This window comes from Janthinobacterium sp. Bl 1 (assembly GCF_058215535.1).
Genome location: NZ_CM177086.1, coordinates 4,003,496 through 4,028,292 on the forward strand (window position 1 = coordinate 4,003,496; position 24,797 = coordinate 4,028,292).

The 24,797-nt window shown below is 64.1% G+C and carries 24 protein-coding genes; 8 read left to right on the forward strand and 16 right to left on the reverse strand.

The window, feature by feature from the left end:
• The first annotated feature begins 7 nt into the window (after positions 1-7).
• Positions 8-2,281, forward strand: a complete 2,274-nt coding sequence (locus AC4BCN_RS18020) for an Orn/Lys/Arg family decarboxylase (protein ID WP_490491406.1) — start codon at positions 8-10, stop codon at positions 2,279-2,281.
• A gap of 151 nt (positions 2,282-2,432) precedes the next feature.
• Positions 2,433-3,812, forward strand: coding sequence for a sigma-54-dependent transcriptional regulator (locus AC4BCN_RS18025; RefSeq protein WP_490491407.1), 1,380 nt, complete (start codon positions 2,433-2,435; stop codon positions 3,810-3,812).
• 6 nt (positions 3,813-3,818) lie between these two features.
• Here AC4BCN_RS18025 and AC4BCN_RS18030 read toward each other — a convergent pair whose 3' ends face one another.
• The 8 genes from AC4BCN_RS18030 to AC4BCN_RS18065 all read right to left on the reverse strand — a co-directional run bounded on the left by AC4BCN_RS18030 (position 3,819) and on the right by AC4BCN_RS18065 (position 12,103).
• Positions 3,819-4,547: an amidohydrolase family protein gene (locus AC4BCN_RS18030; RefSeq protein ID WP_490491408.1), complete on the reverse strand. Its 729-nt coding sequence runs from the start codon at positions 4,545-4,547 to the stop codon at positions 3,819-3,821.
• A gap of 9 nt (positions 4,548-4,556) precedes the next feature.
• Complete coding sequence (locus AC4BCN_RS18035; protein ID WP_128142907.1) at positions 4,557-5,207, reverse strand: hypothetical protein; 651 nt, start codon at positions 5,205-5,207, stop codon at positions 4,557-4,559.
• Between the two features lie 37 nt (positions 5,208-5,244).
• Positions 5,245-5,955 (reverse strand): GIY-YIG nuclease family protein, encoded by a 711-nt coding sequence (locus tag AC4BCN_RS18040; RefSeq protein WP_490491409.1) that lies wholly within the window; start codon positions 5,953-5,955, stop codon positions 5,245-5,247.
• Between the two features lie 178 nt (positions 5,956-6,133).
• Positions 6,134-7,162, reverse strand: a complete 1,029-nt coding sequence (locus AC4BCN_RS18045) for an aminotransferase class I/II-fold pyridoxal phosphate-dependent enzyme (RefSeq protein WP_490491410.1) — start codon at positions 7,160-7,162, stop codon at positions 6,134-6,136.
• 20 nt (positions 7,163-7,182) lie between these two features.
• Positions 7,183-9,345 carry a hypothetical protein gene (locus AC4BCN_RS18050; RefSeq protein ID WP_128142904.1) on the reverse strand — a complete coding sequence of 721 codons (2,163 nt, stop codon included), beginning with the start codon at positions 9,343-9,345 and terminating at the stop codon, positions 7,183-7,185.
• A 10-nt stretch (positions 9,346-9,355) separates the two neighbouring features.
• Positions 9,356-10,711 (reverse strand): hypothetical protein, encoded by a 1,356-nt coding sequence (locus tag AC4BCN_RS18055; protein WP_128142903.1) that lies wholly within the window; start codon positions 10,709-10,711, stop codon positions 9,356-9,358.
• A 4-nt stretch (positions 10,712-10,715) separates the two neighbouring features.
• Positions 10,716-11,450: a hypothetical protein gene (locus tag AC4BCN_RS18060; protein WP_490491411.1), complete on the reverse strand. Its 735-nt coding sequence runs from the start codon at positions 11,448-11,450 to the stop codon at positions 10,716-10,718.
• Between the two features lie 86 nt (positions 11,451-11,536).
• Positions 11,537-12,103, reverse strand: coding sequence for a hypothetical protein (locus AC4BCN_RS18065; RefSeq protein WP_490491412.1), 567 nt, complete (start codon positions 12,101-12,103; stop codon positions 11,537-11,539).
• Here AC4BCN_RS18065 and AC4BCN_RS18070 point away from each other — a divergent pair.
• From AC4BCN_RS18070 to AC4BCN_RS18080, 3 genes are all read left to right on the forward strand, one after another.
• The gene (locus AC4BCN_RS18070) at positions 12,102-12,437 is read left to right on the forward strand and encodes a hypothetical protein (protein WP_490491413.1); all 336 of its coding nucleotides are present in this window, start codon (positions 12,102-12,104) and stop codon (positions 12,435-12,437) included. The two genes, AC4BCN_RS18065 and AC4BCN_RS18070, sit on opposite strands and share 2 nt — an antisense overlap.
• Positions 12,438-12,516: 79 nt before the next feature.
• Complete coding sequence (locus tag AC4BCN_RS18075; RefSeq protein ID WP_490491414.1) at positions 12,517-14,304, forward strand: DUF1800 domain-containing protein; 1,788 nt, start codon at positions 12,517-12,519, stop codon at positions 14,302-14,304.
• A 10-nt stretch (positions 14,305-14,314) separates the two neighbouring features.
• Complete coding sequence (locus AC4BCN_RS18080; protein WP_490491415.1) at positions 14,315-15,754, forward strand: DUF1501 domain-containing protein; 1,440 nt, start codon at positions 14,315-14,317, stop codon at positions 15,752-15,754.
• Here AC4BCN_RS18080 and AC4BCN_RS18085 read toward each other — a convergent pair.
• Positions 15,751-16,593 carry a dioxygenase family protein gene (locus AC4BCN_RS18085; protein ID WP_490491416.1) on the reverse strand — a complete coding sequence of 281 codons (843 nt, stop codon included), beginning with the start codon at positions 16,591-16,593 and terminating at the stop codon, positions 15,751-15,753. The genes AC4BCN_RS18080 and AC4BCN_RS18085 overlap by 4 nt on opposite strands.
• A 131-nt stretch (positions 16,594-16,724) precedes the next feature.
• Entirely contained in the window at positions 16,725-17,003 is a 279-nt protein-coding gene (locus AC4BCN_RS18090) for a hypothetical protein (protein WP_490491417.1), read from the reverse strand.
• A 193-nt stretch (positions 17,004-17,196) separates the two neighbouring features.
• Between AC4BCN_RS18090 and AC4BCN_RS18095 the strand changes: the two genes are divergently transcribed.
• A complete protein-coding gene (locus AC4BCN_RS18095; RefSeq protein WP_070302760.1) occupies positions 17,197-17,886 on the forward strand; it encodes a response regulator transcription factor in 690 nt (229 codons plus the stop codon).
• A 2-nt stretch (positions 17,887-17,888) separates the two neighbouring features.
• Complete coding sequence (locus AC4BCN_RS18100; protein WP_490491418.1) at positions 17,889-19,364, forward strand: sensor histidine kinase; 1,476 nt, start codon at positions 17,889-17,891, stop codon at positions 19,362-19,364.
• 39 nt (positions 19,365-19,403) lie between these two features.
• Here AC4BCN_RS18100 and AC4BCN_RS18105 read toward each other — a convergent pair whose 3' ends face one another.
• The 5 genes from AC4BCN_RS18105 to AC4BCN_RS18125 form a co-directional block, all read right to left on the reverse strand.
• Positions 19,404-19,745 (reverse strand): FlxA-like family protein, encoded by a 342-nt coding sequence (locus AC4BCN_RS18105; protein WP_139089526.1) that lies wholly within the window; start codon positions 19,743-19,745, stop codon positions 19,404-19,406.
• A 122-nt stretch (positions 19,746-19,867) separates the two neighbouring features.
• The gene (gene dcd / locus AC4BCN_RS18110) at positions 19,868-20,437 is read right to left on the reverse strand and encodes a dCTP deaminase (protein WP_034755486.1); all 570 of its coding nucleotides are present in this window, start codon (positions 20,435-20,437) and stop codon (positions 19,868-19,870) included.
• Positions 20,438-20,570: 133 nt separating this feature from the next.
• Positions 20,571-21,371 carry an alpha/beta fold hydrolase gene (locus AC4BCN_RS18115; RefSeq protein WP_139089527.1) on the reverse strand — a complete coding sequence of 267 codons (801 nt, stop codon included), beginning with the start codon at positions 21,369-21,371 and terminating at the stop codon, positions 20,571-20,573.
• 58 nt (positions 21,372-21,429) lie between these two features.
• Positions 21,430-22,125: an HAD family hydrolase gene (locus AC4BCN_RS18120; RefSeq protein ID WP_490491419.1), complete on the reverse strand. Its 696-nt coding sequence runs from the start codon at positions 22,123-22,125 to the stop codon at positions 21,430-21,432.
• A 21-nt stretch (positions 22,126-22,146) separates the two neighbouring features.
• On the reverse strand, positions 22,147-22,908 hold the full coding sequence (locus AC4BCN_RS18125; protein ID WP_034756294.1) for a sulfite exporter TauE/SafE family protein: 762 nt from the start codon (positions 22,906-22,908) through the stop codon (positions 22,147-22,149).
• Between the two features lie 149 nt (positions 22,909-23,057).
• Here AC4BCN_RS18125 and AC4BCN_RS18130 point away from each other — a divergent pair, with 149 nt between their 5' ends.
• Positions 23,058-23,993 (forward strand): LysR family transcriptional regulator, encoded by a 936-nt coding sequence (locus AC4BCN_RS18130; RefSeq protein WP_338679011.1) that lies wholly within the window; start codon positions 23,058-23,060, stop codon positions 23,991-23,993.
• Positions 23,994-24,005: 12 nt separating this feature from the next.
• On the opposite strand, the gene AC4BCN_RS18135 is transcribed toward AC4BCN_RS18130, so the two are convergent.
• Positions 24,006-24,785 (reverse strand): hypothetical protein, encoded by a 780-nt coding sequence (locus AC4BCN_RS18135; RefSeq protein WP_338679012.1) that lies wholly within the window; start codon positions 24,783-24,785, stop codon positions 24,006-24,008.
• Positions 24,786-24,797: the final 12 nt, after the last annotated feature.

A 24,797-nucleotide genomic window follows, 5' to 3' on the forward strand; every position in this document is an offset into this window, starting at 1 on the left:
GACATGCATGAAATTTCGTTTCCCTATCGTCATCATTGACGAGGATTTCCGTTCTGAAAATACGTCCGGCCTGGGCATTCGCGCCCTTGCCGCCGCAATGGAAAAAGAAGGCATGGAAGTGCTGGGCGTGACCAGCTACGGCGATTTGTCGCAATTTGCCCAGCAACAATCGCGCGCGTCGGCCTTCGTGCTGTCGATCGACGATGAAGAATTCGGCGGCGGCTCCATCGAGGAAACCGACCATGCCTTGAAATCGCTGCGCGCCTTCGTCGAGGAAATCCGCTACAAGAACGCCGACATCCCCATTTATCTGTACGGCGAAACGCGCACGTCGCGCCATATCCCCAACGATATCCTGCGCGAACTGCACGGTTTCATCCACATGTTCGAAGATACGCCGGAATTCGTCGCGCGCCACATCATCCGCGAAGCGAAATCCTACCTGGACGGCCTGTCGCCGCCGTTCTTCCGCGCGCTGGTGCACTACGCCAACGACGGTTCCTACTCGTGGCACTGCCCCGGCCACTCGGGCGGCGTGGCGTTCCTGAAGTCGCCGATCGGCCAGATGTTCCACCAGTTCTTCGGTGAAAACATGCTGCGCGCCGACGTCTGCAACGCCGTCGAAGAACTGGGCCAGCTGCTCGACCATACGGGTCCTGTCGCCGCGTCCGAGCGCAATGCGGCGCGCATCTTCAATGCCGATCATTGCTATTTCGTCACCAACGGCACGTCGACCTCGAACAAGATGGTGTGGCACTCGACCGTGGCGCCAGGCGACATCGTCGTTGTCGACCGCAATTGCCACAAGTCGATCTTGCATTCGATCATCATGTGCGGCGCGATTCCCGTGTTCCTGATGCCGACGCGCAATCACCTGGGCATCATCGGTCCTATCCCGCTGCATGAATTCACGCCGGAGAGCATTGCCCGCAAGATCGAGGCAAACCCGTTCGCGCGCGAAGCGAAAAACAAGAAGCCGCGCATCCTGACCATCACCCAATCGACCTACGATGGCGTGATCTACAACGTGGAAACCCTGCGCGAAATGCTGGACGGCAAGATCGATACCCTGCACTTCGACGAAGCGTGGCTGCCGCACGCCACCTTCCACGATTTCTACAAGAATATGCACGCCATCGGCAAGGACCGTCCGCGCGCCAAGGAATCGATGATCTTCTCGACCCAGTCGACGCACAAATTGCTGGCAGGCCTGTCGCAGGCCTCGCAAATCCTCGTGCGCGAATCGGACACGGTCAAGCTGGACCAGGACGCCTTCAACGAGGCTTACCTGATGCACACGTCGACGTCGCCGCAGTATTCCATCATCGCCTCGTGCGACGTGGCCGCGGCCATGATGGAAGCGCCGGGCGGTACGGCCCTGGTGGAAGAATCGATCATGGAAGCGCTCGATTTCCGCCGCGCCATGAAGAAGATCGACCAGGAGTGGGGCCAGGACTGGTGGTTCCAGGTCTGGGGTCCGTCCAGCTTCAACGACGAAGGCATGGGCCAGCAGGAAGACTGGATGATACGCGCCGAGGATGACTGGCACGGCTTCGGCGACCTCGCTCCCGGATTCAACATGCTCGACCCGATCAAGGCGACCATCGTCAACCCGGGCCTGTCGCTGGACGGCCAGTTCGGCGACACGGGCATCCCCGCGTCCATCGTCACCAAGTACCTGGCAGAGCACGGCGTCATCATTGAAAAATGCGGCCTGTACTCGTTCTTCATCATGTTTACCATCGGCATCACCAAGGGCCGCTGGAATACCCTGCTGACCGCCTTGCAGCAGTTCAAGGACGACTACGACAAGAACCAGCCGATGTGGCGCATCCTGCCGGAATTTGCGGCGGCCAATCCACGCTACGAAAAAATGGGCTTGCGCGACCTGTGCCAGCAAATCCACGATTTCTACAAGGCCTACGACGTGGCGCGTCTGACGACGGAAATGTATCTGTCGGACATGATCCCGGCCATGAAGCCGTCGGACGCGTTCGCCAAGATGGCGCACCGCGAAATCGAGCGCGTGGCCATCGACGAACTGGAAGGCCGCATCACGTCCATCCTGCTGACGCCGTATCCACCGGGCATTCCGCTCCTGATCCCGGGCGAGCGCTTCAACAAGACCATCGTCGACTACCTGCGCTTCGCGCGCGACTTCAACGAGCGCTTCCCGGGCTTCGAGACGGATGTGCATGGATTGGTGAAACGCGAAGTCGATGGCAAGCGCGGTTATTTCGTTGACTGCGTCAAGTTGGACGAGAACGTTTTTAGACTTTGAAGTTCGTTAAAAATCATTAAATAGCGCCGCCTGATGCAAATCAGGTGGCGTTTTTCATTGCGTGCACTACCGCGCACGCTTGCGCCAGATCAAACGGCTGGGGTATCGGGCTTCTAAGATGGGCCACTCGTGCCCTCGTGATGGCTGGCATATGACGCTCAAGGTGTGGCTGGAAATCGTGCAGCAGGCGGCGGCTGGCAGTGGCGCCTTGCTGATGACGGCCTTGAAGCAGGCTCAGGTAACTGTAGCCCGGCGGCACGATGGCGAGGAGGATGGCGCGGGCATCGTGCTGTTTGCCGAGGCCAATGCCGCGCTGCTGCAAGCGCTGCCTGCGCTGTGCCGCCATGCCTCCGTGCTGGCCATTGCCGCCTGCGGCCAGCCCACCAGTTGCGCGCAAAAGCGTGCCCTGATGGCGGCCGGCGCGCTCGATGTGCTGCTGTGGCCGGCCGGTAGCATCGATGCAGGCCAGGTGCTGGCGCGCCTGCAGCGCTGGCAAGCCGTGGCGCAGCTGCTGGCGTCCAGCGCCGTGCGCCAGCAACTGGTGGGCGAGAGCGCGGTCTGGACCGCGCTGCTGCACCAGGTGGTGGAAATGGCCGCCTTCAGCCAGGCGTCGATGCTGATCACGGGCGAGACGGGCACGGGCAAGGATTTACTGGCGCAACTGATCCACCGCCTCGGCAACTGCAGTGGCGACTTCACCATTCTCGACTGCACCACCTTGTCGCCGGACCTCGCTGGCAGCGAACTGTTCGGCCATGAACGGGGCGCTTTTACGGGCGCGGCGGCCGCACGCGACGGCGCTTTCGCCCTGGCCGACGGCGGCGTGCTGTTCCTCGACGAAGTGGGCGAACTGCCGCTGCCGCTGCAGGCACAACTGCTGCGGGCCATCCAGGAGCGCAAATACAAGCGCGTGGGCGGCAATACCTGGCAGCCGACCCAGTTTCGCCTCGTCTGCGCCACCAACCGCGAACTGGAATACGAGGTGGCGCGCGGCGCCTTCCGCGCCGACCTGTATTACCGCATCGCCGGCTGGCGTTGCCAGACGCCACCCCTGCGCGAGCGCCAGGACGATATCCTGCCGCTGGCCCGGCATTTCCTCGCCGAACTGGCGCAGCAACAGCCGCCTGCGCTGGACACGGCCGTGCGCGAATACCTGCTGCTGCGCGACTATCCGGGCAATGTGCGTGAACTGCGCCAGACCGTCACCCGCATCTGGCACCGCCATTGCGGACCCGGCCCCATCACCATCGGCGCCCTGCCGCCCGACGAACGGCTGCTGGCACCGCTCTGGCCCGACCAGCATTTCGAAGCGGCCGTGCGGCGGGCCTTGGTCCAGGGCTGCAAGCTGTCGCACATCACGCGCTGCGCCACCGACGTGGCCATCCGCCTCGTGCTGGCCGAGGAACACGGCAACAACCAGCGCGCCGCCGCCCGCCTGGGCATAACCGACCGCGCCCTGCAGATACGCCGCAAGGCGACCGCCTGCGAGGAGCAGGCCGCTACTGCCGCGACACCGCCAGCCGCCCTTTGATCTGCCTCACGCCAGCCCCGCCAGCCGCAAAAAATTGCCGCCCGTGATCAGCGCCGCATCGAGCGGCGGCAAGCCCAGCAAATGAATCTTGTGCAATTCCAGTCCCGGATGCAGCCACGGACCATCCGAGCCAAACAGGACCTTGTGCGGCCCCGCGCGGCGCACGGCCTGCTGCAGCAAGTCGAAGCGGCGCACGCCCGAGCTATCCGTATGGATATTCGGATGCCGCACAAGGTGGTCGATCAGCGCCAGCTGCGCCGCCCAGTCGTCGCCAAAGCTGCCCAGGTGGGGCAAAATGAAATTGACGTCGGGATACTGCTGCGCCAGCAGCTCGGCCACGGCCACCTCGCCGGCCGGGTCGTACAGCACGGGCAAGCCGAAAAAGCGCGCCGCCTCGCACAGTTCGCCGCTGATGCGCGCGTCAAGCCGGTGCGCCTTGATGCCGACAAAACCGTAACGCTCGACGGCCGTGCGCACCAGGTCCTGGATACGGCCCCGGTCGCGCCGCGCATGCACGAAGGCAAAGCCGTAAAACCGCTGCGGATCGGAGGCGACCAGGCGCGCCACGCCATGGTTGGCGATGGCGTAATCGGAGTGAAAGGTGGCGAACAGCACGCTGCGGGCGATGCCGGCCGACTGCGCGCGGCGCAGATAGGCCTGCAGCGGCGCATCGCTGTCCCACGGCCCGCTCAAGCCGTCGCCCGGTCCCGCATGGCAATGGCAATCGATGATCATCTTGCCACACTATTGCCAGTCGCCCATGACGACGATGCGGTTGCCGCGCCGGCGCCAGCGTCCGCTTTCCTCTTCCTGCTGCGGCGCAGGCGAGCGGAAGTGCGGCAATTGCTGGTGCAGGGCCCGCGTCAGCGCGCTTTCCACGGCGCGCGTGCTGCCATCGCCGTCACTGGCCAGACGCGCCGCCTGTCCCGCGATGCGCACGAAGCGGCGCGCCAGTTCCAGTTCACGATCGGCCGGTGCTGCGCTCTCCATTTCCAGCTCCAGCGCATTGCTGGCCGCGCGCCCCAGGGCCGAACCGAGCGCCGTGCCCACGCCCGGTATCGGGATCATCGAACCGAGGGCGCCGCCGACAAAGGGCAAGGCCGTCTTGGCCACGGCCTTCAAGGCGCCGCCCAGCGGCTTGGCCACCTTGGCGATGGTAGCGCCCACTTTCTTGACGCCCTTCCACACGCTTTTGAAGACATTGCCGAGAAACTGGTCGAGTTCCTCCTCGCTGGCCACTTCCAGCAATTCCATGGCCAGTTGCAGTTCTTCCTCTTCGCTGAAGACGGCCGGCGCGCGGCCCTTGCCCGGCCACTCCCGGCCGAATTCCAGCACTTCAAACGCGGCGCCGGCCCGCTGCCGGCATTGCCCGCATTCACATTCGAGTTGGTGCATGATGCTCTCCTTCGCAGTCGTCAAGGTCCTGTCGTCGTCAGCCCCACATTTCGCCCAGCACGGCCATTTCCAGTTCGCGCCGCTGGTTCGTCAACACGCCGCGCCGGTGGGTAAACATGTCGCTGTGGATACCCTTTTCCAGAATGCGTCGCTGTGCGGCCGACGATAGCGGCGCCACATAGACGTCATGTGCGCTCATGTCGATGCCCATCATCTTGCCGCACAGATGGTGCTGTTTCAGGCGCCGCCGCAAATCATCGGTCTGGCCGCTGTAGGCGCGCCGGCCATCCTTGGTGTCGAACTCGATCACATACAGGCCCGGCCCCGTGGCGTTCGCATCGTTGACGGCCTGCGGAATCGCTCCCACCGCCTGGTAGCGCAAGGCGGCCGCGCCCGGCACGCGGCCCAGGGTGGACGCCAGGATGGGCGGCACTTCGCCCTGCATCTGGCCGTCATCCTGGTCCGGGTCCTGATCTTGTCCCTGATCCTGCCCCTGGCCCTGGTCTTGATACCGGCCCGTGTCCTGATACGGCGCCGGCTCCTGCTGGCCGCCGAACACGGGATACGGCGTCGGATAAATGGTGGGATAGATGGCGCCATAGCCGCCCCAGCCACGGTAGCGTGGCGGATACGGCAAGGGCGGCGGCGGATAGCGGGGCGGCCGGCGCCCCTGGCCCTGGTAGCGTGGCGGCGCGGGACGGCGCGGGCCCCGCAGCGGCGGCCTTGCGCGCAGGCCGCCACCGCGCATGGCGCCGCGCCCACCGCCAGGGCGCGCACGCTCGCCTTCCCATTCACTCTCCCATTCCCCTTCCCACTCGCCCTCGTCCTCCCCCTCTTGCGTCCACTACTGCGACCACTGCTGCGACCATTCCCCCAGCCACTCCTGCTCGCCGGGCCCTCCTGCCTGTCCCGCAAAGGGCAGCATTTCAAACGCTTCGTTCATATCGCCTCCTCGTATGATGTTCAAGCAAGTCCATCGCCTGTTCCAGTTGCCGGGGCGTCTGGTCGGCCCGCAGCAGAAACGTCAGCGCGCCGGGACCTTCCCCCGCTTGCGCCAGCGCCAGCACGCCCGCCTCGCGCAAGGCTGGCTGCAAATGGGCACGCCCGGGCAGGCGCTGCACGGGGAAGCTGCCACCCCGGCAAACGATGCCGGCCGCCGCCATTCCCGCTCTCCATTGCGCCACCCTGTCCGCCAGCCTGGCGCGCAAGGCGTCGCCGTGGCGCGCATTGAGCGCCAGTGCCCGCCGCGCCGCCGCCAGCACGGCCGCCGAGGGCGGACTGGCATGCACGCGCGTCTGGCTGTGCGCCGCGAATCGCCGCAGCAGCTTGCGGCTGCCGGCCAGCACGGCCAGCGGCACGCCGAAGCCCTTGGCCAGCGAGGCGCCGATGAGCAGCGACTCCCCATGCAAGCCATGCAGCCGCGCCGAGCCGCCCCCCTGTGTACCCGTCACGCCCAGCACCTGCGTGTCGTCGAGCAGCAGATAACCGTCGCCCTGGCGCGCCAGAGCTGCATAGCCGGCCAGCGGCAAGACCTGTTCGCTGCCCGGCACATAGCCATCGGCCAGGATCAATGGACGCCGCCCTTGCCTGCCCCAGGCCGCCACCAGTTGCCGCAGCGCCGCCATCTCGCCGCTGGGAAACACTTGCTGCGGCAAGCCCAGGGCCTGCGCCCGCTCGGCGCCCCAGCGCGCGATGGCGTAGCTGCCGCCATCGACAAGGATCACCAGCCGCTCGGCAGCCAGCATGCCGAACAGGTCCCAGAACAGGTGCAGGGTCGACGGCAGCACGCAGGCCGCTTCGCAGCCTTGCAGGGCAGCGAGATCCGCGGCCAGGGCCTGCGCGCCAGGCGGCTCCTGCAGCGCGGCCGGCTGGCCCAGGGTCAGGCTGCTCCACGGCGCCAGCGCGGCCGCCGGATGGCGCATGCCCAGGTACAGGGCACTGGTAAAGTCGAGCATGCACGCGCCCCGCTCCCGCCCTAGACGCTGCGCAGCTGCTGGCTCAGGCGCTGGCGCAGCAACACCGAGGGCATCGTCGCTTCGACCACCGGGTCGCTGCTGTCGACGGACAGGTCGACCCCAGTGGCGGCGCGGTAGCCGTGGATATAGCCCTGCACTTGCGGGCGCCAGAAACGCGCCCAGTTGAACGCCTGGGTCGGCTCATAGATGTCGCTCCAGTTGCCGTAGCGCACGGAGAGCAGCAATTGCTCGCCAAAGATGGCCAGGTTACGGAAATGCATCACGCTCGTATCCGTCCATCCCTGCAGTTTCTTCATGGCGTCAACCCTGTCCATCCACGGTTCCGGATACGCGACCATCACGCGCGTCGGTAAAAATTCACGGAATTCGGGGCGCGCCAGCATCCATTGCTGCATCAGCATCTCGATGCGCGCCGTCGACGGCAAGTCGCCGAACTGGTTGTGCGCGCCCTGCGACAGGATCAGGTGGATTTCTTTCAAAGCATTGAGCACGGGGAAGGCGTCGGCCTTCACGGTGGTGTCGTCATCCTGCTTGTAGAACGAAGTCAGCAGGCGCAGCAAGTGGTGGAACGCTTCCAGGAATTTGGAGCGGCTATCGGCTGGCCGGAAGTGCTGCACTGCCTTGCCGTCCAGGCGCACACCGTAGTGATGGTCATACTCATAGTTCCGGCGCATCACGGTCAGCCGATGCTGTTCATCCTGCGTGTATCCCCACAGCAAATTATTCAGCGGACGCAGCATGTCGATTTCCGTGTTCGACAGGGGGTCGAGATGGTTGCCCGGCGCGCGCAGGTTCTGGAAGCGTTGCGCGATGGCGTTCATGGTTTGCACCAGCATGCCCTCTTCATGCCAGTACGACCAGATCAGTTCCAGCAGGCAAGGATTGGCCAGCTTTTCCTGAATGATGCCAAAGCACAGGTCCACTTCGCCTTCCTGGCCGCGCGGGATGCTGATGGGGATGTCGGGCAGCTTGCGGCGGATCACGGCCAAATAGGGCAAGGTCTGGAAACCGTCGATGTTTTCCAGGTAGTCATTGCGCAGCACGGTTTCCAGGTCGCGCCCCTGGGGGATGTCGCGCCGGTCCAGGTAGGCGTTGTCCTCGGCCGGATTGAAGGCCAGCGGCTGGTTCAGCACGCCGCAATTGACCATCACGAACGCTTCCGTCGCCACTTTCAGCACGCGGTAGGAATCGGCATCGGAAAACGGCAGCGCGCGGCGCTGCTTGAGCTGCTGGAACATCTCCGTCTTTTTGACGAAGCGTTCCTGCTCGAAGCCGCGCACGCTGGCCAGGTCGCCGCAAAACAGGCTGTCCATGAAATGCAGGTAATTGGTAAACGACATCGCCTCGGTGCTGTTGCGTATCAGGGTCCACAGCGGCAAGTCTTCCGTCGGCTCCGTTTCCGTGCGCGTCAGCGACACGCCCACATTGCCCGAGATCGGTTGAGGCTGGCGCTCTTCCGTCTCGTATTCCGCATCCAGCGCCAGCATGGCGTTCGGGCTCATGCCTTCCGGCACGGGCAAGGCGCTGCGCAATTCGGGCCGCTGCGACAGCATCATCTGCCCCATGAAACGGTGCATGCCGGCGCGCCGCACTTGTGTGGTAAACGCGTTGTCCGCGCCGCGCATCGGTACCCATGGCGCGGCGGCCAGCACTTGCACCTGATCGCGCCCGTCGGCGCTTTGGTCGCCGTCAAACGCGATCGTGGCCACGGCGCGGTCGCCCACCCTGCCGAAATGGCAGTCGCTGGGATGGCAGTCGGCCGTTTCAAACGCCAGCGTCACCTGCGGGTTGAGCTGGGGCGTGAAGCACAGCACGGCGCTGCAGCCGGCCTGCACCGTCACGCACTGGGGCGCTGTGGCGGGGAAATTGCCATACACCCCCACGTAGCTGCCCGTCGCCAGGTCGGTAAACACGGTGCCGCCACGCCCATCCGTCCAGCGCACGCCCACCAGCATGGCGGGGTCGGGCACCCAAGTGGCGGCATTGAACAGATGGCAGTCAGCCTCGGCTCCCCGGTACAGGCTGATGGCGGCATTGACGACCATGGCCCCGCTGTCCTGCTCGTGCACGGTGACAGCGATGCTGCCGCCGTGGTGTTTCGGACCCGCCTGGCCCGCCCCTCTGTTCTTGCCACCCATATTGCTGCTCGTCTTGCTGCTCATGTCATTCTCCTCAATGGATAATCAAACGGGATGCCAGGGGCGGCAGCGGCCTGCCGGACTGGCGGCCATGCCGCACGACATCGGCGCACAGCTCCGACGTGTCCAGGGTGCTGCGCAGAGCCCAGTGGGTCAGCAAACGCCCCAGCAGCTCGCTTTCGTCTTCCGGGCTCAAGGTGCCGCTGGCGCGCGCCTGGCCCAGCACGGCGAAGACCAGAGTCGGCGCGGCCTGGTACATCTGCGCCGGCGCCAGGGTCCAGCTGCGAAACAGCTGCGCCAGCATGGCCGGCTGGCGTGTGCGCACGGCCATGGCTTCGGCCAGCGAGCCGCCACGCAAGGCAGGCGGCCGGTGCTGCACCAGCAAGCCCACGAGGGCCGCCATGCTGGCCTGCAACTGCTCCAGCAGCCGCTGCCGGGCCGGCGGCAGGCCAGCCAGCGGGTAGTACGACAGCCACAGCTGCTCCAGGCGGTCCCATTGCGGATGCGGATACAGGGCCCGCCCCATGGCGCAGCTCAGGCGTACCCGCAGCCACGGCACCGGGTGCGGATCGTCGATATTGAGGCGGAAGACAAACACGCGCGGCAGGCTGACCACGCCGATCAGGCCCAGGGTGGCGGCCACGCCGACCCGCGCCAGCGACCAGAAATCGGCCACGATCTCGGAAATCCACCGTTCCCACAGCTGCCACACGTGCACGGCACCGCTGCCGCCGTGCTGCATGGCTTGCAGCACGGGCCGCAGGGACGCCACCAGGTCCAGCAGCGCCGCGCCCTGGTGGCCCACCTCGTGCACGAGCGACGAGGCGATGCTGCTGCCGATCATGCGTTCGCGCGGCAGGCGGATGATGGCGACGGGATTGTCGCCGCCGCCCGGCAAGCGCGTGCGTGCGCGGCGGATGGCCGCGCCCGGGCCCCGGTCCAGGTAGCAGATCACGGGCGGCGCCTGGTACACATTGCCGGGCAGCGCCAGCGCGTCGGCCGCAACGATGTCGAGGCCGGCCAGCCACACACCCGTCTTGTGCTCGCTGCGCTGCGTGATGACTTCGTTGAACAGGTCGAACTGGGTCAGCGCGGCATTGAATTTCAGGCGCAGGAAGGTGAAGCGGCGCTGTGCCTCGGCGGCCGTGGCCATGCTGGCGCCGTCGGCGTGCTCGCGCCGCAGCCACCACTGGAACTGGGCCACCATGCGCCGCAATGCGCGCCGGCCCTGCACCAGCTGGCTTTCGATGGCCGACTGGGCGCTGGGCATCAGGGCGGCCGCCAGCACCGTCGGCTCGATCAGCGCGAACGGTTCCAGCCGCGCCAGCCGCGTCAGCAACGAGCGTGCTTCCTGCGCCAGCATCCAGGCAGCGTAAGCGCCGATGGCCATGATGTCAGACGCCGTACAAGACGATTTTGTGGCCCTGGCGCGCCCAGCGTCCGCTGGACTGGCGCATGCCGCCCTGGCCCTGGCCGCGTCCGCCCCCCTGCGTCATGCTGCCGCCCGCGCCGGCGCCGCTGCCTCCCTGCGTGGCCACCTGGCTGCCGGGGCGTCCCAGCAAGCCGGGCGCGAACTGGCGCGCCGCCGCGCTGGCGGCCGCCTGGGCGATGACGCGCGGGTCGCCCGCACCGCGTGCCTGCGCGGCCCGGTTGACGGTGTCGGCGGCCAGGCGCACGAACTGTTTGGCGCCCTCGAATTCGCGGTCCTCATTCGATGACGTTTCCGCTTCCAGCCCCAGCGCGTTGCCGGCGGCCGAGGCCAGGCCGCTGCCGATCTTGGCGCCCAGCGGGCCGCCAAAATAGCCGCCGATCGCGCCGCCGGCCAGGGGGATGGCTTTTTTCGCTACGCCCTTGAGCACGCCGCCGACCGCTTGCCCCACGGGCGACTTGATGATGCCGCCCGCCACCGAGGCGGCCTTGCGCAGGAAATTGCCGAGAAACTGTTCCAGCTCGGCTTCATTGCTGACCGACAGCAGTTCATTCGCCAGTTCCATCTCCTCGGTTTCGGAAAACATGGCGTTCGCGCCGCCCTCGCCGCTCCACTCGCCCTGGCCAAACTCGAACTGTTCCGCTTCAAAGCCGGACATCTCCTGCCCGTATTCCAGGGTCGTACGATCTAAGTCATGCATGATGAGCTCCTAAAAGTTAGCACCTTGGTTAACACCTCGGTTGACACCTCAGTTGACACTACAGCGCCGGACGGATGGCCGTCCGGCTAACAATCGAGCACGACGATGTGCCCGCCCTCGCGGCGCCAGCGGCCACCGTCCGGCCCCGGCGTTTGCGCCGCCTGCCTGAGCAAGCCTGGCGCCACGCTGCGTGCCACTTGCAGCAGGGCCGTCTCCACCCGCGCCCTGGGTGCGCGCGCGCCCGTACCGCCGTCCTGCGCCAGCGCCGTATTGACGGCATCGATCAGGTGCACGACCTGGCGCGCCAGTTCGAATTCCTTGTCTTCCGGGCTCAATCCTTCCAGTTCCATGCCGAAGATGCCGGCGGCGCGCCGCTTGAGCGCCTGCGGCGAACCGCCATGCAGGGGCAGCAGGGGCGCCACCACCTTGCCCAGCAGCTGACGCAGCGGCCCTTCCAGCGGCGTGCCGCGCACTTGCTGGCCCGCCGCCGTGGCACCCAGCTGGCGCGCCAGAAAGCGATCGAACTGGGCCGGCGCCTGCAATTCCAGCAACTGCGCCGCCAGTGCCAATTCATCTTCCTGCTGCAAAGGCTGCATGCCCGGCGCTTCAGGCAATTCCATTTCGGGACGATAGGCGAGCAGACGGCTGGTCATGGCAGGCTCCGGCAACAAAGGAAGGCACGCGGCCCATGCCCTGTTATTGCAAGGGCCGTGCCAGGAAGGACAAGGGAAAAGCGCGGGTAACGGCGAACGGCATTTCGCCGATGGCGTAAAAACCATGGTTTCCGGCGAAGCTGTTTTCGCTCTGTCCATGAGCTTTCGAACAAGCTTAATCCGAGGCAATTTATTACGTCGTCTATCGACCACAATAGCTGCGTTCGGTAAAAAATATTTTCCATTTGTAAAAAATAAAGTTCGCTCGACAGCATCACCAACAATCACTACAACCTGCCAAAATCCACCAACTGAAAAAGTGGACAAGACGTAAATAGTTCTTTGAGCACAGCACTTTCGTAGGCAAGGCATACAATTAACGAGGTAGATTTTGATTGCCACAAAGAAACTAAATGAACCACCCTACTTTGCGCCGCTTGCTGGCTGTAACACTCCTGAGTTTGCTCACCGCCTGTGGCGGTGGCGGCGACAGCCCGACCGGCTGCATACAGAACCCAAACGTCGCGGCGGTACCGCCCGTGGATGACGCCGGCGACCGCTTCCCGGGCGAAACCGCCCCGCCGCCCCCACTGACCACGCCACCGGACAGCCGAACGACGATGACTTTTACGCGCCAGCAGGCGTCGCGCTTCCTGGGCCGGGCCACGTTCGGTCCGAATATGGCGGCCATCGATGCACTTGCCACCAGCGACAGCAACGCCTGGTTCAGTACGCAGTTTTCCAGGCCACAAACCTTGCATCGAAAATATCTCGATGCGAAATTTCCACCGCGGGCCGACGGCCAGCAAGCCTTCCGCTTTACGGATTTTTACGAGTCGTTCTGGCAGCAGGCCGCAGGCGGCGACGATCAGTTGCGGCAACGCACGGCGTTTGCCTTGTCGGAAATTTTCGTCATTTCCACGCAAAACGAGGCCGTGTGGCCACACGTGCGCGGTGTCGCCAGCTATTACGACATGCTGGGGCAACATGCTTTCGGTAACTTCCGCACCTTGCTGCAAGGCGTCGCCACGCATCCAATGATGGGGCTGTATCTGTCGCACCTGCGCAATCAGAAGGAATCGGCGACGCGTACCCCGGATGAGAATTTCGCCCGCGAAGTCATGCAGTTATTTACCATCGGCCTGTATCAGCTGAACGCCGACGGCAGCTTGAAATTGTCCGGCGGTAAGCCCATCGACACCTACTCGCGCGATGACGTGGCAGGCCTGGCGAAAGTGTTTACGGGCTGGAGCTGGGCCGGGCCGGACCAGAGCCGCGAACGTTTCTTTGGCAGCGTGGCCGATCCGGACCGGGACTGGAAGCCGATGCAGAATTACACCGCCTTCCATTCCACCGGTGAAAAACGTTTCTTGGGCGTCAGTATTTCAGGCGCCACCACCGGCGAAGCCGACTTGGCGCAAGCCCTCGATACCCTGTTCAACCACCCGAACACGGGGCCCTTCTTCGGCCGCCAGCTGATCCAGCGGCTCGTCACCAGCAATCCCAGCCCTGCCTATGTGGGCCGGGTAGCAGCCGCGTTTGCCAACAATGGCAGCGGCGTGCGCGGCGACATGCAGGCGGTGCTGCGCGCCGTGCTGCTCGATCCAGAGGCGCTGGCCCCGGCCGGCACGACCTTGCGCACGGGGAAATTGCGCGAACCGCTGGTACGCCTGGGTAACTGGATGCGCGCCTTTAACGCCAAGGATGCCAGCCTCCGCAATACCCTCTACTACCTCGACGATCCGCTCACGGGCCTGGGCCAGAATCCCATGAATGCGCCATCCGTCTTCAATTATTTCCGTCCCAGCTATGTGCCGCCCAATTCGTCGCTGGCCGCCGCCAGCCTGGTGGCGCCGGAAATGCAGATTACGGCGGAACCGTCCGTCACCGGCTATCTGAACTTCATCCAGGATGCCATCAGCGGTGGGGTGGGAGAAAACCGCGCTCTGAAGGCGGACTATGCGGCCGAGCTGGCCCTGGCCGACCAGCCGGCAGCCCTGCTCGACCGCGTTGACCTGCTGCTATTGGCCGGCAGCATGTCGACCAAGCTGCGCGGGCACATCCTGTCCACCGTCAATAGCGTCCGCATTCCGGCCGCCACCGGGAGCAATGCCGCACAAGTTGCAACCTCGCAAGCCTACCGCGTCACGCTGGCCATCTTCCTGTCGATGGCCTCGCCTGAATACCTGGTCCAGAAATAAGAGAAGCCGCATGCCCATCTCCCCCTTTTCCCGCCGCCGCTTCCTTGGCTCCATGCTGAGCCTGGCCGGCAGCACGGCCGCGCCGTTCGCCCTCAACCTGGCAGCCATGGGCCAGGCTGCAGCCCAGTCGGCCGATGACTACAAGGCGCTCGTGTGCCTGTTCATGGCCGGCGGCAACGACGCCTTCAACACGGTGCTGGCAACCGATACATCGTCCTGGAATGAATACCAGCGCCTGCGCAACACGGGCAGCAATGATTCCATCCACTTGCCCGCCGTGGTGCAGCCGGGCGGCGTGTTGCCCATCGTGCCGGCCACCGCGCAAACGGGACGCAGCTTTGCCCTGCATCCCGCCCTCGGTCCGCTGAAAAGCCTGTTCGATGACGGCCGCACCGCCGTCGTCGCCAATGTGGGCACCCTGATCCAGCCCGTCACCCTGGCGCAATACAAGGCGGGCAGCGTGGCCCTGCCGCCCAAGCTGTTTTCGCATAACGACCAGCAATCGACCTGGCAATCGGGCTTGCCGGAAGGCGCCAGCATCGGCTGGGGCGGGCGCCTGGGCGACCTGCTTGGCTCGCGGAACGGCAACGCCATGTTCACGGCCGTGTCCGCTGCATGCGATACCGTGTTCCTGAGCGGGCGCCAGGTGCGCCAGTTCCAGGTGGGCCAGGCCGGTGCGGTGCCGATCCGTATCATCAGCGGCAGCCTGTATCGCAGCACGGGCAGGGCCGGCGGCCTGCAAGCCATCATCAACGAGGCCGGCAGCGACCTGATGGAGCAGGAACATGTGGCCATCGATCAGCGCGCCATTTCCAGCCAAAGCATCCTCAGCGGCGCCATGCTGGCGGCCGGCGCGGGCGGCGTGCCCAATCCACCGCCCTACATCAATCCGAACACGGGCGCGTCCGGCGTAAACCAGCTGGCCGTGCAATTGCAGACGGTGGCGCGCATCATCGGCGGCCGCGGCGCCTTGGGGGCGAAACGGCAAGTGTTTTATGTGACCCTGGGCAGCTTCGACACGCATGACCGGCAAAAAGTGCTGCATGGCGACCTGATGGCCCGGCTGGCCCATGCGCTCGCGTACTTCGACACGGCCCTGGCGGCCCTGCAGGGCGTGGATCTGCGGCGCCAAGTGACGACGTTTACAGCGTCGGACTTCGGCCGCACCTTCAGCAGCAACGGCGATGGCACGGATCACGGCTGGGGCGCCCACCACTTTGTCGTGGGCGGCGCCGTGAAGGGCCGCGACATCTACGGCGCCTTCCCCGTCACGGGCGTCGGCCATGCGCTGGACGTCGGTTCCGGCGCCCTGCTGCCGACCACGTCCGTCGACCAGTACGGCGCCACCCTGGCCAAGTGGTTCGGCGTGGCCGACAGCCAGCTGGCCGAGGTGTTCCCGAACATCGGCAACTTCAGCCGGCGCGATCTGGGTTTCATGACGGCGACTTAACCGTTCACGGCGATCACCAGCGTGGCGACGTAACCCTGCGTGGCATTGCCCGCCACCGTGGCCATCTGCAGGCTGGCGCCGTCGCTGAAGACATTGTCGGTTGCATAGCCGATCTGCGCCAGGTTGCGCACGCTGGCCGTGTAACCGCTGGCCGCGTAGGCCTCGTTCAGCGTTGCCAGCGGAAACGTGAATTGCGAGGTCTTGATGCGGTTCGAGGCAGAGGCCGCCATGGCCACGCTGGGATAGACCTCGACATGCACGTGCGGCATGCGTCCCGCGTAACAGCCGGGAAAGATGGTCGTGAAGCTGAGATTGCCGGCGCTGTCTGTTTCCTGCACGCCGCGCAGGTAATTTTGCGCCGTCACGCCACTCGAATACAGCGAATACAGGCCATCGCGGTCGCAATGCCATAGATACACGGCGTAGCTGGCCAGACTGGCGCAGCTGCCGCTGGCGTTGAGCAACTGCAACTGAATGGTGAGCGGCACGCCCGCCGCCACACCCGCAGCGCCATTGAAACTGGCGCGGATATCGCTGCGCACGACGCCCGACTGCTTCAGCACGTTGATGATGCTGCCGCCATGCGTGTTCGTGCCATCGGCCGGGTACGGCCCGCCCGTTTCCTCCGGTATTACCGTGCAGGCGCCCGTGGTCGGTATTGTGACGGTGCCGGCCCCGCTGCCTGCCGCCGTATCGCCGGCGTCCGAGCTGCCGCCGCAACTGATCAAAGGCAAGGTGGCGGCGCCGGCCAGCAGCCAGCGCAGCACTTGCCGCCGTTCAGCGGCCTGCCGGCGCATCATTTCGAGATCGGATGCCAGACCGTGATCATGTAATTCCATATATATTCCATCAAGTGGGGCAAACCCGCCAAGGCGGGGCTGAGGCTGGCACACAGGTACAAAACCTGCGTGGCCCGTCGCGAGAGCGCCTGGATGCGCATGCTGACTCTCCCTGTGCTCACGCCGGCCGCTTACTCGGGGCGCTCAAGGTGGCGCGGGCCTTGGCGGTCGTCGTGCAGCTGCTGCGCCTGCTGGCGCTGTTCCGGCGTCAGCACGGCCAGCAATTCCYGCAGCAAAGGCGCCTGGGCGTAGGTGGCGGCGAAAATCTTGTCCTGCTGCGCTTCGTTCAACTCGATGCCGTGCAGAAACGGCGGCAAGCCGGGCGGCGGCCCTGGCTGGGCCAGCGCCAGCAGCGGCATGCTGCAGGCGGACAACAGCAGCAGGGATAGAATGATGCTCAGGTATTTCATCGGGATTTCCTTTCGTGGCGGTCAGCCCTGATTGTCGGCGTCTGGCGTGTAAAGCAACGTCAGGGCCGCGTAAAAGCGCGTAAAGGAAGGGCAGCAAATGTAAGCGAACGTGTGTAAAAGCGGGTAAAACCGCGCTGAACAGCGCCTGTTGACTGCTATCATCGGACGATATTCACCCGAAAAAAGCACAGGCATGAGCAAGGTTTTGTTAATCGATGACGACGTGGAACTGGTCGGCATGTTCCAGGAATACCTGACGCAGGAAGGTTTCGACGCCCGCGCCGTGCATGACGGCGAAAGCGGCGCGGCCGAAGCGCTGACGGGCCTGTACGCGATCGCCATCCTCGACGTCATGATGCCGCGCATGAATGGCCTGGAAACCCTGCGCCGCATCCGCGCCGGCAGCAACCTGCCCATCCTGATGCTGACGGCGCGCGGCGACGATACGGACCGCATCGTGGGCCTGGAGCTGGGCGCCGACGATTACGTGACAAAACCATGCACGCCGCGCGAGCTGACGGCGCGCATCCGCGCCATCCTGCGCCGCGCCCAAGCGGCGCCGCACGATGCGTCGGGCCTGGCGCCGCTGACCGTGGGGCAGCTGACGATGTGGCCGGAACAGCGCCGCGTTGCCTGGGCCGGCGCGCACCTGGAGCTGACGAGCACGGAATTCAACTTGCTGGAAGTGCTGGTGCGCCATGCGGGCAAACCCGTGAGCAAGAATCAATTGTCCGAACTGGGTCTGGGACGGCCCATGGCCCGCTTCGACCGCAATATCGACGTGCACTTGAGCAGCCTGCGCCGCAAGCTCGGCAGCCTGGCCGACGGCCGCTCCTGCCTGCAGACCGTGTACCGCCTCGGCTACCAGCTGATCAAGGAGTAAGCGTGGGCCGTTTGTTCTGGAAGTTTTTTCTGTGCATCATGCTGGCGCAAGTGACGGCCACCATCGGCATCGGCGGCACCTTCTGGCTGAAAAACCGGGCTGCGCAGCAGGAACGGGCCCTCGACATCGACACCAGTCCGCCCGCGCAAATGATCATCGAGGCCGCCAGCGCCACCCTGGAAGCGGGCGGCAGCCAGGCCTTGCGGCAATTCCTGGGCAAGCTAGAGCGCATGCGCGTGTTTGCCGTCGATGCCAAAGGACAAGAATTGATGGGCCGCGCCGTGCATCCCGCCATGCTGGCCAAGGCGCGCGCCATGCTGGAGCAGGGAGAGGGCCAGGCCCATCCCGTCGTGCGCGACGCGGCCGGCAGCGACGGCAAGCGCTACCTGCTGTTCCTGCCCTCGTCCGAGCGCTTTCGCAATGCCGAGGCGGGGGCCGCGCGCGACACGCTGAACGCCGTCGCCATGAGCGGCCCGCGCGCCATGGGGCCCGCTCCACGGCCCCACGAAGCGGGCGCCCCGCCGCGCGGCGAATTCGGCCGCGGCCCGCCGCCGCGCATGGACACGCCCTACCGCAACTTCATTCCCCTGGGCGCCGCCATCGCCGCCAGCCTGCTGTTCGCCTTTTTGCTGGCCTGGTATTTTGCGCGCCCCATCCGCGACCTGCGGCAGGCATTCGAGGCCGCCTCGCACGGCAACCTGGCACCGCGCTTTCAGGCCAGCGGCAAGCGCGGCGATGAATTGACGGACCTGGGCCGCGATTTCGACCGCATGACGGGCCGCTTGCGTAACCTCATGGATAGCCAGACGCGCTTGCTGCATGACGTCTCGCACGAGTTGCGCTCGCCGCTGGCGCGCCTGCAGGCCGCCATCGGCCTGGCGCACCAGCAGCCGGAAAAGATGGCTGCCTCGATGCAGCGTATCGAACGCGAAAGCGAACGCATGGATAAACTGATCGGTGAACTGCTGACCCTGTCACGGCTGGAGGCCGGGGCCGGGCAAGCGCACAGCGAAGACGTCGGCATCGCCGACCTCGTGCACGACATCGTGGATGACGCCCGCTATGAAGCCCGGGCGCGCCAGCTGGGCATCGCGCTGGCCGGAGACGCGGCTATTGCCGACGCCTGCGTCACAGGCCAGCCGGAACTGCTGGCACGCGCCGTGGAAAACGTGGTGCGCAATGCCATCAAGCACAGTCCCGATGGCGGCACGGTGAACGTGGAGCTGTCGCGCCAGACGGACTGGCTGCGCATCGCCGTGCTGGACCGGGGCCCCGGCGTCGCCAGCGCCGACCTGGCCCGCATCTTTGAACCGTTCTTCCGCGCCAGCAATACCCAGCACGGCACGGATGGCCACGGCCTGGGCCTGGCCATCGCCCAGCACGTCATCAGCGCCCATGGCGGCCGCATCGGAGCCAGCTTGCGCAGTGGTGGCGGACTGTGCGTGGAAATGCTGCTGCCCGTCAAAACGCCAGGCTGAGCTGTCGGCGAGCCTGGCGTCTTATTTGTGGATGTGTTGTTACGCCTGCGTATCGATGATGCTGCCCAGGGTCGACGTGCTTGACCTGGCCGGGCTGGCCGCCGTTTCGGCGCCGCTGGCCGTCTGAGAGTCTTGTTGTGCCGCCTGTTGCGCGGCTGCTGCTTGCAATTGGGCAATCTGCGCCTGCAAGGCCTGGATTTGCTGCGCCAGCTGCTGCTGCAGCTTTTGCGACGCTTCCGTCTGCTCGCCCTTCTGCGACTCCGTCAACTGCTTTTGCGCCGCCGTGATCTGCTTTTGCAGCGCCGCGATCTGCGAGCCGCCCCCCGTACTGGCGCTACTGGCCGCGCCGACTGCGCCGCCTGAACCGATTGCCGCTACCATACTGTCTCCTCAGTGTTTCAATACCAAGGTTAACGGCAGGCATGGAGCGCGGATCTAGGGCGGCGGATGTAAAGGCAGGTAAAGACAAGTGAAGAAGGCGGTCGCCCCGCCCTGCACCGCAATCAGGTCTTCGGCAACGTCACGCCAACCTGGCCCTGGTATTTGCCGCCACGGTCCTTGTACGACGTTTCGCACACTTCATCGGACTCGAAGAACAGCACTTGCGCCACGCCTTCATTGGCGTAGATTTTCGCCGGCAACGGGGTCGTGTTGGAAAACTCCAGGGTCACATAGCCTTCCCATTCCGGTTCGAACGGGGTGACGTTGACGATGATGCCGCAGCGCGCATAGGTGCTCTTGCCCAGGCAAATCGTCAGCACGTTGCGGGGAATGCGGAAGTATTCCACGGTACGGGCCAGCGCGAACGAGTTCGGCGGAATGATGCAATAGCCCTTGCCCGACACGTCGACGAAGTTATTCGCGTCAAAATCCTTGGGATCGACGATGGTCGTGTTTATGTTGGTAAACAACTTGAACTCGTCGGCGCAGCGGATGTCATAGCCATAGCTGGACGTGCCGTAGGACACGATGCGGTTGCCGTCGCGTTCCTTGACCTGGCCTGGTTCGAACGGCTCGATCATGCCCGTTGTTTCCGCCATGCGGCGTATCCATTTATCGCTTTTAATCGTCATCGCAGCAGTATCTTTCTAGAATATCGGAATGGCTGGGACCGCACGCCTGGTGCAGGCGCGGCCCGGATGGCAGGATTTTACGCGAAAATCCGCCGCCGTTGGCCCCCATCGCCTGAAAATCCTCGGCGATATTCTATTGTTTCGCCAGCAATGCCGTGATCATTTCGCGCACCACTTGCGCCGTCAGCTCGGGGTTTTCCATGGGAAACAGATGGCCGCCCGGCACCTGGCGGAAAAACCTGCCGACCAGCTTGCGCGTGGCCTTCAAGCCCGCCTGGCGGCATTCCACCGATTCCGTGCCACCGATAAAGCCGATGGGGACGGGAAAACCGTCCTTGACGAGGCCGCCAATATGGTGCGGCAGGCTGCGATACACCTGCGTTTCCACTTCGCGCGTAAAGCGCAGCTGCACCCCTTCCGGATGAGGCACCAGGCCGCTGTCGATGTAGTCGCGCAACACGTTCGGCGCCCAGATGGCGAACATGTCCTTGGCGGCAAAATGTTCATACGCGGCTTGCGCATCGGGCCACAGCTTGCGCCGCCTGGCGGAAAAACGCGATGGAGAGAAGCGCTCGCCCAGCGCCGTGTTGCGCGCCAGCCGCACCAGCAAGGCGCGCCAGCCCGCCACCACGGGCGAATCGAGCAAGACCACGCAGCGCACGAGGTCGGGCCGCTGCTTGGCCACCATCACGCTGAGCATGCCGCCGAGCGAATGGCCGACGAGGATCACGGGCGCGCTGTAGCGGCGCTCGAGCTCGTCGATATACTCGCGCACCAGCTCGGGCCAGCCCGTGCTGACGGGATATGCGGGGTCGTGCGCATGCATGTCGAGCGCCTGCACGTTGTAGTGCCGGCCCAGCAAGCCGAACAGCTTGCGGTAGGTGCCGGCAGGATAGCTGTTGGCGTGGGCAAAGTGCAGTTGCGGGAGGGTCATCGTGGGGCGGTGCCGGTGAATGCGATAGGCAATTGTAATGGCATGCCGGCAAGACGGATCAGAGGAAGACCTCTAATTGCGCGTGCGCCGGCGCCATGCCGGGCACGAACGAGGCCAGCACTTCGCCCAGCTCGGCATTTGAATCCACCACGCAAAAAGCCCCATCAAATGCATGCTCGCGGTTCATGTGATTGCGCACGATGATGCACTCGAGCCCAGCCGCATTGGCGGCGCGCAAGCCGCGCGGCGAGTCTTCCACGGCCACGCAGTCGGCGGCAGCCAGGCCCAGGCGCTGCAAGCCCAGCTGGTAGCCGTCGGGCGCCGGCTTGCTTTCGCCATACATTTCACGCGTCAGCACGAAGTCGAAGTGCTGCAGCAAGCCCGTGGCCGCATGGCTGATCCGGAAATGCTGTTCGTAAGCACTGGTGACCACGCCCATGGCCACGTGTGGACGCAGCGCCGCCAGTACTTGCCCGATGCCGGGCATGGCCAGCCGGCGCGCCTGGCGCAAGCGTTCGGCAAACAGCACCGTGCGCTCGGCCCGCAGGCGCTCGACCAGCTCGATCTCGTGGCCCTGCCCCAGCAGCACATGCCAGGCGCCGTAGTTATTGTCCAGGAACCAGTCAAAGAATTGCTTCGGCGTCAGGTCTATGCCGTAAGGCAAGAGCAAGTCGCGGTTGCTTTCGTAAAACAGCTGTTCGGTATCGACCAGCACGCCATCGTTGTCCCACAGCACGCCCTGGATGGTTTTCATGGCTTGTTGTCGTTCAAAAACTTACTTGAAGAAAATGTCGTAGGACAACTTGACAATCAGCAGCACCAGCAACACGAGGAAGAGGATGCGCACGAAGGCGGCGCCACGGCGCACGGCGATCCAGGTGCCCGTCAGCGCGCCCAGGATGTTGCACACGGCCATCGGTGCGGCCACCGCATACACCACGTGGCCGGCGGGAATGAAGAAGGCCAGCGCGGCCACGTTGGTGGCGATATTCACCAGTTTCGAGCAGGCCGAGGCAAGGATGAAATCGAAGCCGAAGACGCGGATGAACAGGAAAATCAAAAAGCTGCCCGTGCCCGGCCCGAACAGGCCGTCATAAAAACCGATGGCGCCGCCGATGACGATGGCGAGGATGCGTTCGCGCGGACCGATGGGACGCGCTTCGCGGGTCGTGCCGAAATCCTTCTTGATGAAGGTGTAGATGGCCATGATGATGATCAGCACCAGCACCATCGGGCGCACCACCTGTTGCGGCACGTAGGACACGGCGGCCGCGCCGATGAAGGACATGACGAAGGCGCTGGCCACGGCCGGCAGCACCAGCAGCCACGGGATATGTACCTTGCCGACAAATGAGCGGGCGGCAAACGTGGTGCCGCAGGCGGACGCCAGTTTATTCGTCCCCAGCAAGGACGTCGAGGCCATGTTCGGCATCAGGTTGAACAGGGCCGGCAGCTGTATCAGCCCGCCCCCGCCCACGGCGGCGTCGATGAGGCCGGCAAAGAAGGCAAATAAACACAGCAGCGAGATGGTCAGCATGATAGGCAATATGGAATGATCGACAGCGGCAGTATAGGCGCCGTGGATTTTTTCCGATGCAACTTCAAATTGCGGGAAACGCAATCTGGCGTAACGCTTGACGGAATGCGCCCCATGCGGTCTACTGGCCTCTTTTGCCGGGAGTCACGATGTCGATGAAACTGATGTGGGAGATCCGCGCCTTCTGCACCGTGGTCGAAAAGCGCAGCTTCATCCACGCGGCGCGCATGCTGGGGCGCTCGCCATCGGCCGTCACGCGCGCCATCCAGTTCCTCGAAGAGGCCATCGGCGCCGAACTGATCCTGCGCACGCAAAAGCAGTTCACACTGACGACGGCCGGGGAAACGTATTACGCGTCGGCCAAGCACTTGCTGGAAACACAGGCCGAAGCGGAAGACCAACTGGCCGAGCTGAGCAACTCGCCGCAAGGCTGGGTGCGCCTCTCGGCGCCGGAGATCCTGTCCTTGGGCTTCTTGCCGAAAGTGGTGGCGCAATTTTCGCGCGACTACCCGAACGTGTCCGTGGACATCCATTTCTCGGACAAATCGATCGATCCCATCCAGGAAAAGCTCGACTTTGCCATCCGCGGCGCCTTCCCCCAGTCGAGCGAGCTGATCGGCTACCCCCTGTGGAATTACCGCCGCTACATGTACGCCTCGCCCGACTATATCGCCCGCATGGGCGCGCCCGAGGAACCGGAAGAGCTGGCCGGCCACGACATCATCATGCACTCGGCCCCCCGCATCCTGCGCGACTGGCATTTCGTCTCCGGCGAACGCAACGTGCGCTACCAGGTACAGCCGCGTTTCCGCTTCACGTCGGGCATCGCCACTTTTCAAGCTGCCCTGGAAGGCGCCGGCATCGTGCGCCTGGCCAGCTGGCTGGCCGAACCCGCCGTGGCCGCCGGCACCCTGCGCCGGGTTTGCACGGCGTACCGGCTGACCTCGTCGAAGGAGCTCGATCCCAGCATCCATGCGGTCTACGGCACTTCGCGCATGGCCAAGGGCGCGCGGCTGTTTCTCGAATATGTGCGGCAGCGGGGGCTGGAGATACCGGATGAAAGGATGCAATGGCTATCTGATTAACCGATTTCCAAGTCACGATTCAGAAGTTGCCTTCCGCTCTGATCGCGAGCGCTTTCCCTCCTTTTGCGCGGATATGGTCTTAAGGGCCGCAAGAATCTGTTGAAGGTCCCGGATACCTGTTCTAACAATCAGTGCACCGGACAGTACGCCTATTACAGTGGCTGACACATAAATTTCAGCATACTGCCTCACAGCCATAGGCAATCCTAAGGCATCACCTTTTAACATCAATACCAATGCGGTTCCCAGCAAACCAAAGATACGGGCTATATCGAGCCACTTCTCCCACACAATTAGATAGGCATCCAATCGTCTATATTGCCCGATTAAAACTGCGTTCGGAATGGCCCGAAACCTAGCAACGAGGTCACGCTCTCTAAAATACTGCCGGTCCAATTGCTGGGCCATAAATTTACTAGGGCTCGTTAAACTTCGAATCAGCTTCCAAACATCCCATAACGTTACTACTATCCAAGTGATCCACATGATAAGCAAACAGATAAGTGAAGCATTGCTTAGCAGCTCGCGGCTCCACCAGTTCATTTCATGCGCCAAAAGTAATACCAAAATTACTAAAAAACAGCATCCCATTACCGAAAGGGAAATTTTCCATGAAGTTGGCGTTTTTTTCTTCTCGCTATTGGACAACAAAGTAATCCATTCCGAAAAGCTTGGCGGTCGATGAAACAGTGCAATTCCTTTAGCATCAGGCCCATTCATTTCATGGGGGTAGCGATAATTATTCATTTTTAAAAATATACGAGTTAGTAAATGGGAAAAGTGATCGGCCAAGGGGCACATCAT

What these genes read in the sequence shown, in the direction of transcription:
- AC4BCN_RS18020 (WP_490491406.1), top strand. Translation starts at nt 8, where the DNA reads ATGAAATTTCGTTTCCCTATCGTCATCATTGACGAGGATTTCCGTTCT.
- AC4BCN_RS18025 (WP_490491407.1), top strand. Translation starts at nt 2,433, where the DNA reads ATGACGCTCAAGGTGTGGCTGGAAATCGTGCAGCAGGCGGCGGCTGGC.
- AC4BCN_RS18030 (WP_490491408.1), bottom strand. Translation starts at nt 4,547, where the DNA reads ATGATCATCGATTGCCATTGCCATGCGGGACCGGGCGACGGCTTGAGC.
- AC4BCN_RS18035 (WP_128142907.1), bottom strand. Translation starts at nt 5,207, where the DNA reads ATGCACCAACTCGAATGTGAATGCGGGCAATGCCGGCAGCGGGCCGGC.
- AC4BCN_RS18040 (WP_490491409.1), bottom strand. Translation starts at nt 5,955, where the DNA reads ATGCGCGGTGGCGGCCTGCGCGCAAGGCCGCCGCTGCGGGGCCCGCGC.
- AC4BCN_RS18045 (WP_490491410.1), bottom strand. Translation starts at nt 7,162, where the DNA reads ATGCTCGACTTTACCAGTGCCCTGTACCTGGGCATGCGCCATCCGGCG.
- AC4BCN_RS18050 (WP_128142904.1), bottom strand. Translation starts at nt 9,345, where the DNA reads ATGAGCAGCAAGACGAGCAGCAATATGGGTGGCAAGAACAGAGGGGCG.
- AC4BCN_RS18055 (WP_128142903.1), bottom strand. Translation starts at nt 10,711, where the DNA reads ATGGCCATCGGCGCTTACGCTGCCTGGATGCTGGCGCAGGAAGCACGC.
- AC4BCN_RS18060 (WP_490491411.1), bottom strand. Translation starts at nt 11,450, where the DNA reads ATGCATGACTTAGATCGTACGACCCTGGAATACGGGCAGGAGATGTCC.
- AC4BCN_RS18070 (WP_490491413.1), top strand. Translation starts at nt 12,102, where the DNA reads ATGGCAGGCTCCGGCAACAAAGGAAGGCACGCGGCCCATGCCCTGTTA.
- AC4BCN_RS18065 (WP_490491412.1), bottom strand. Translation starts at nt 12,103, where the DNA reads ATGACCAGCCGTCTGCTCGCCTATCGTCCCGAAATGGAATTGCCTGAA.
- AC4BCN_RS18075 (WP_490491414.1), top strand. Translation starts at nt 12,517, where the DNA reads ATGAACCACCCTACTTTGCGCCGCTTGCTGGCTGTAACACTCCTGAGT.
- AC4BCN_RS18080 (WP_490491415.1), top strand. Translation starts at nt 14,315, where the DNA reads ATGCCCATCTCCCCCTTTTCCCGCCGCCGCTTCCTTGGCTCCATGCTG.
- AC4BCN_RS18085 (WP_490491416.1), bottom strand. Translation starts at nt 16,593, where the DNA reads ATGGAATTACATGATCACGGTCTGGCATCCGATCTCGAAATGATGCGC.
- AC4BCN_RS18095 (WP_070302760.1), top strand. Translation starts at nt 17,197, where the DNA reads ATGAGCAAGGTTTTGTTAATCGATGACGACGTGGAACTGGTCGGCATG.
- AC4BCN_RS18105 (WP_139089526.1), bottom strand. Translation starts at nt 19,745, where the DNA reads ATGGTAGCGGCAATCGGTTCAGGCGGCGCAGTCGGCGCGGCCAGTAGC.
- dcd (WP_034755486.1), bottom strand. Translation starts at nt 20,437, where the DNA reads ATGACGATTAAAAGCGATAAATGGATACGCCGCATGGCGGAAACAACG.
- AC4BCN_RS18115 (WP_139089527.1), bottom strand. Translation starts at nt 21,371, where the DNA reads ATGACCCTCCCGCAACTGCACTTTGCCCACGCCAACAGCTATCCTGCC.
- AC4BCN_RS18120 (WP_490491419.1), bottom strand. Translation starts at nt 22,125, where the DNA reads ATGAAAACCATCCAGGGCGTGCTGTGGGACAACGATGGCGTGCTGGTC.
- AC4BCN_RS18125 (WP_034756294.1), bottom strand. Translation starts at nt 22,908, where the DNA reads ATGCTGACCATCTCGCTGCTGTGTTTATTTGCCTTCTTTGCCGGCCTC.
- AC4BCN_RS18130 (WP_338679011.1), top strand. Translation starts at nt 23,058, where the DNA reads ATGTCGATGAAACTGATGTGGGAGATCCGCGCCTTCTGCACCGTGGTC.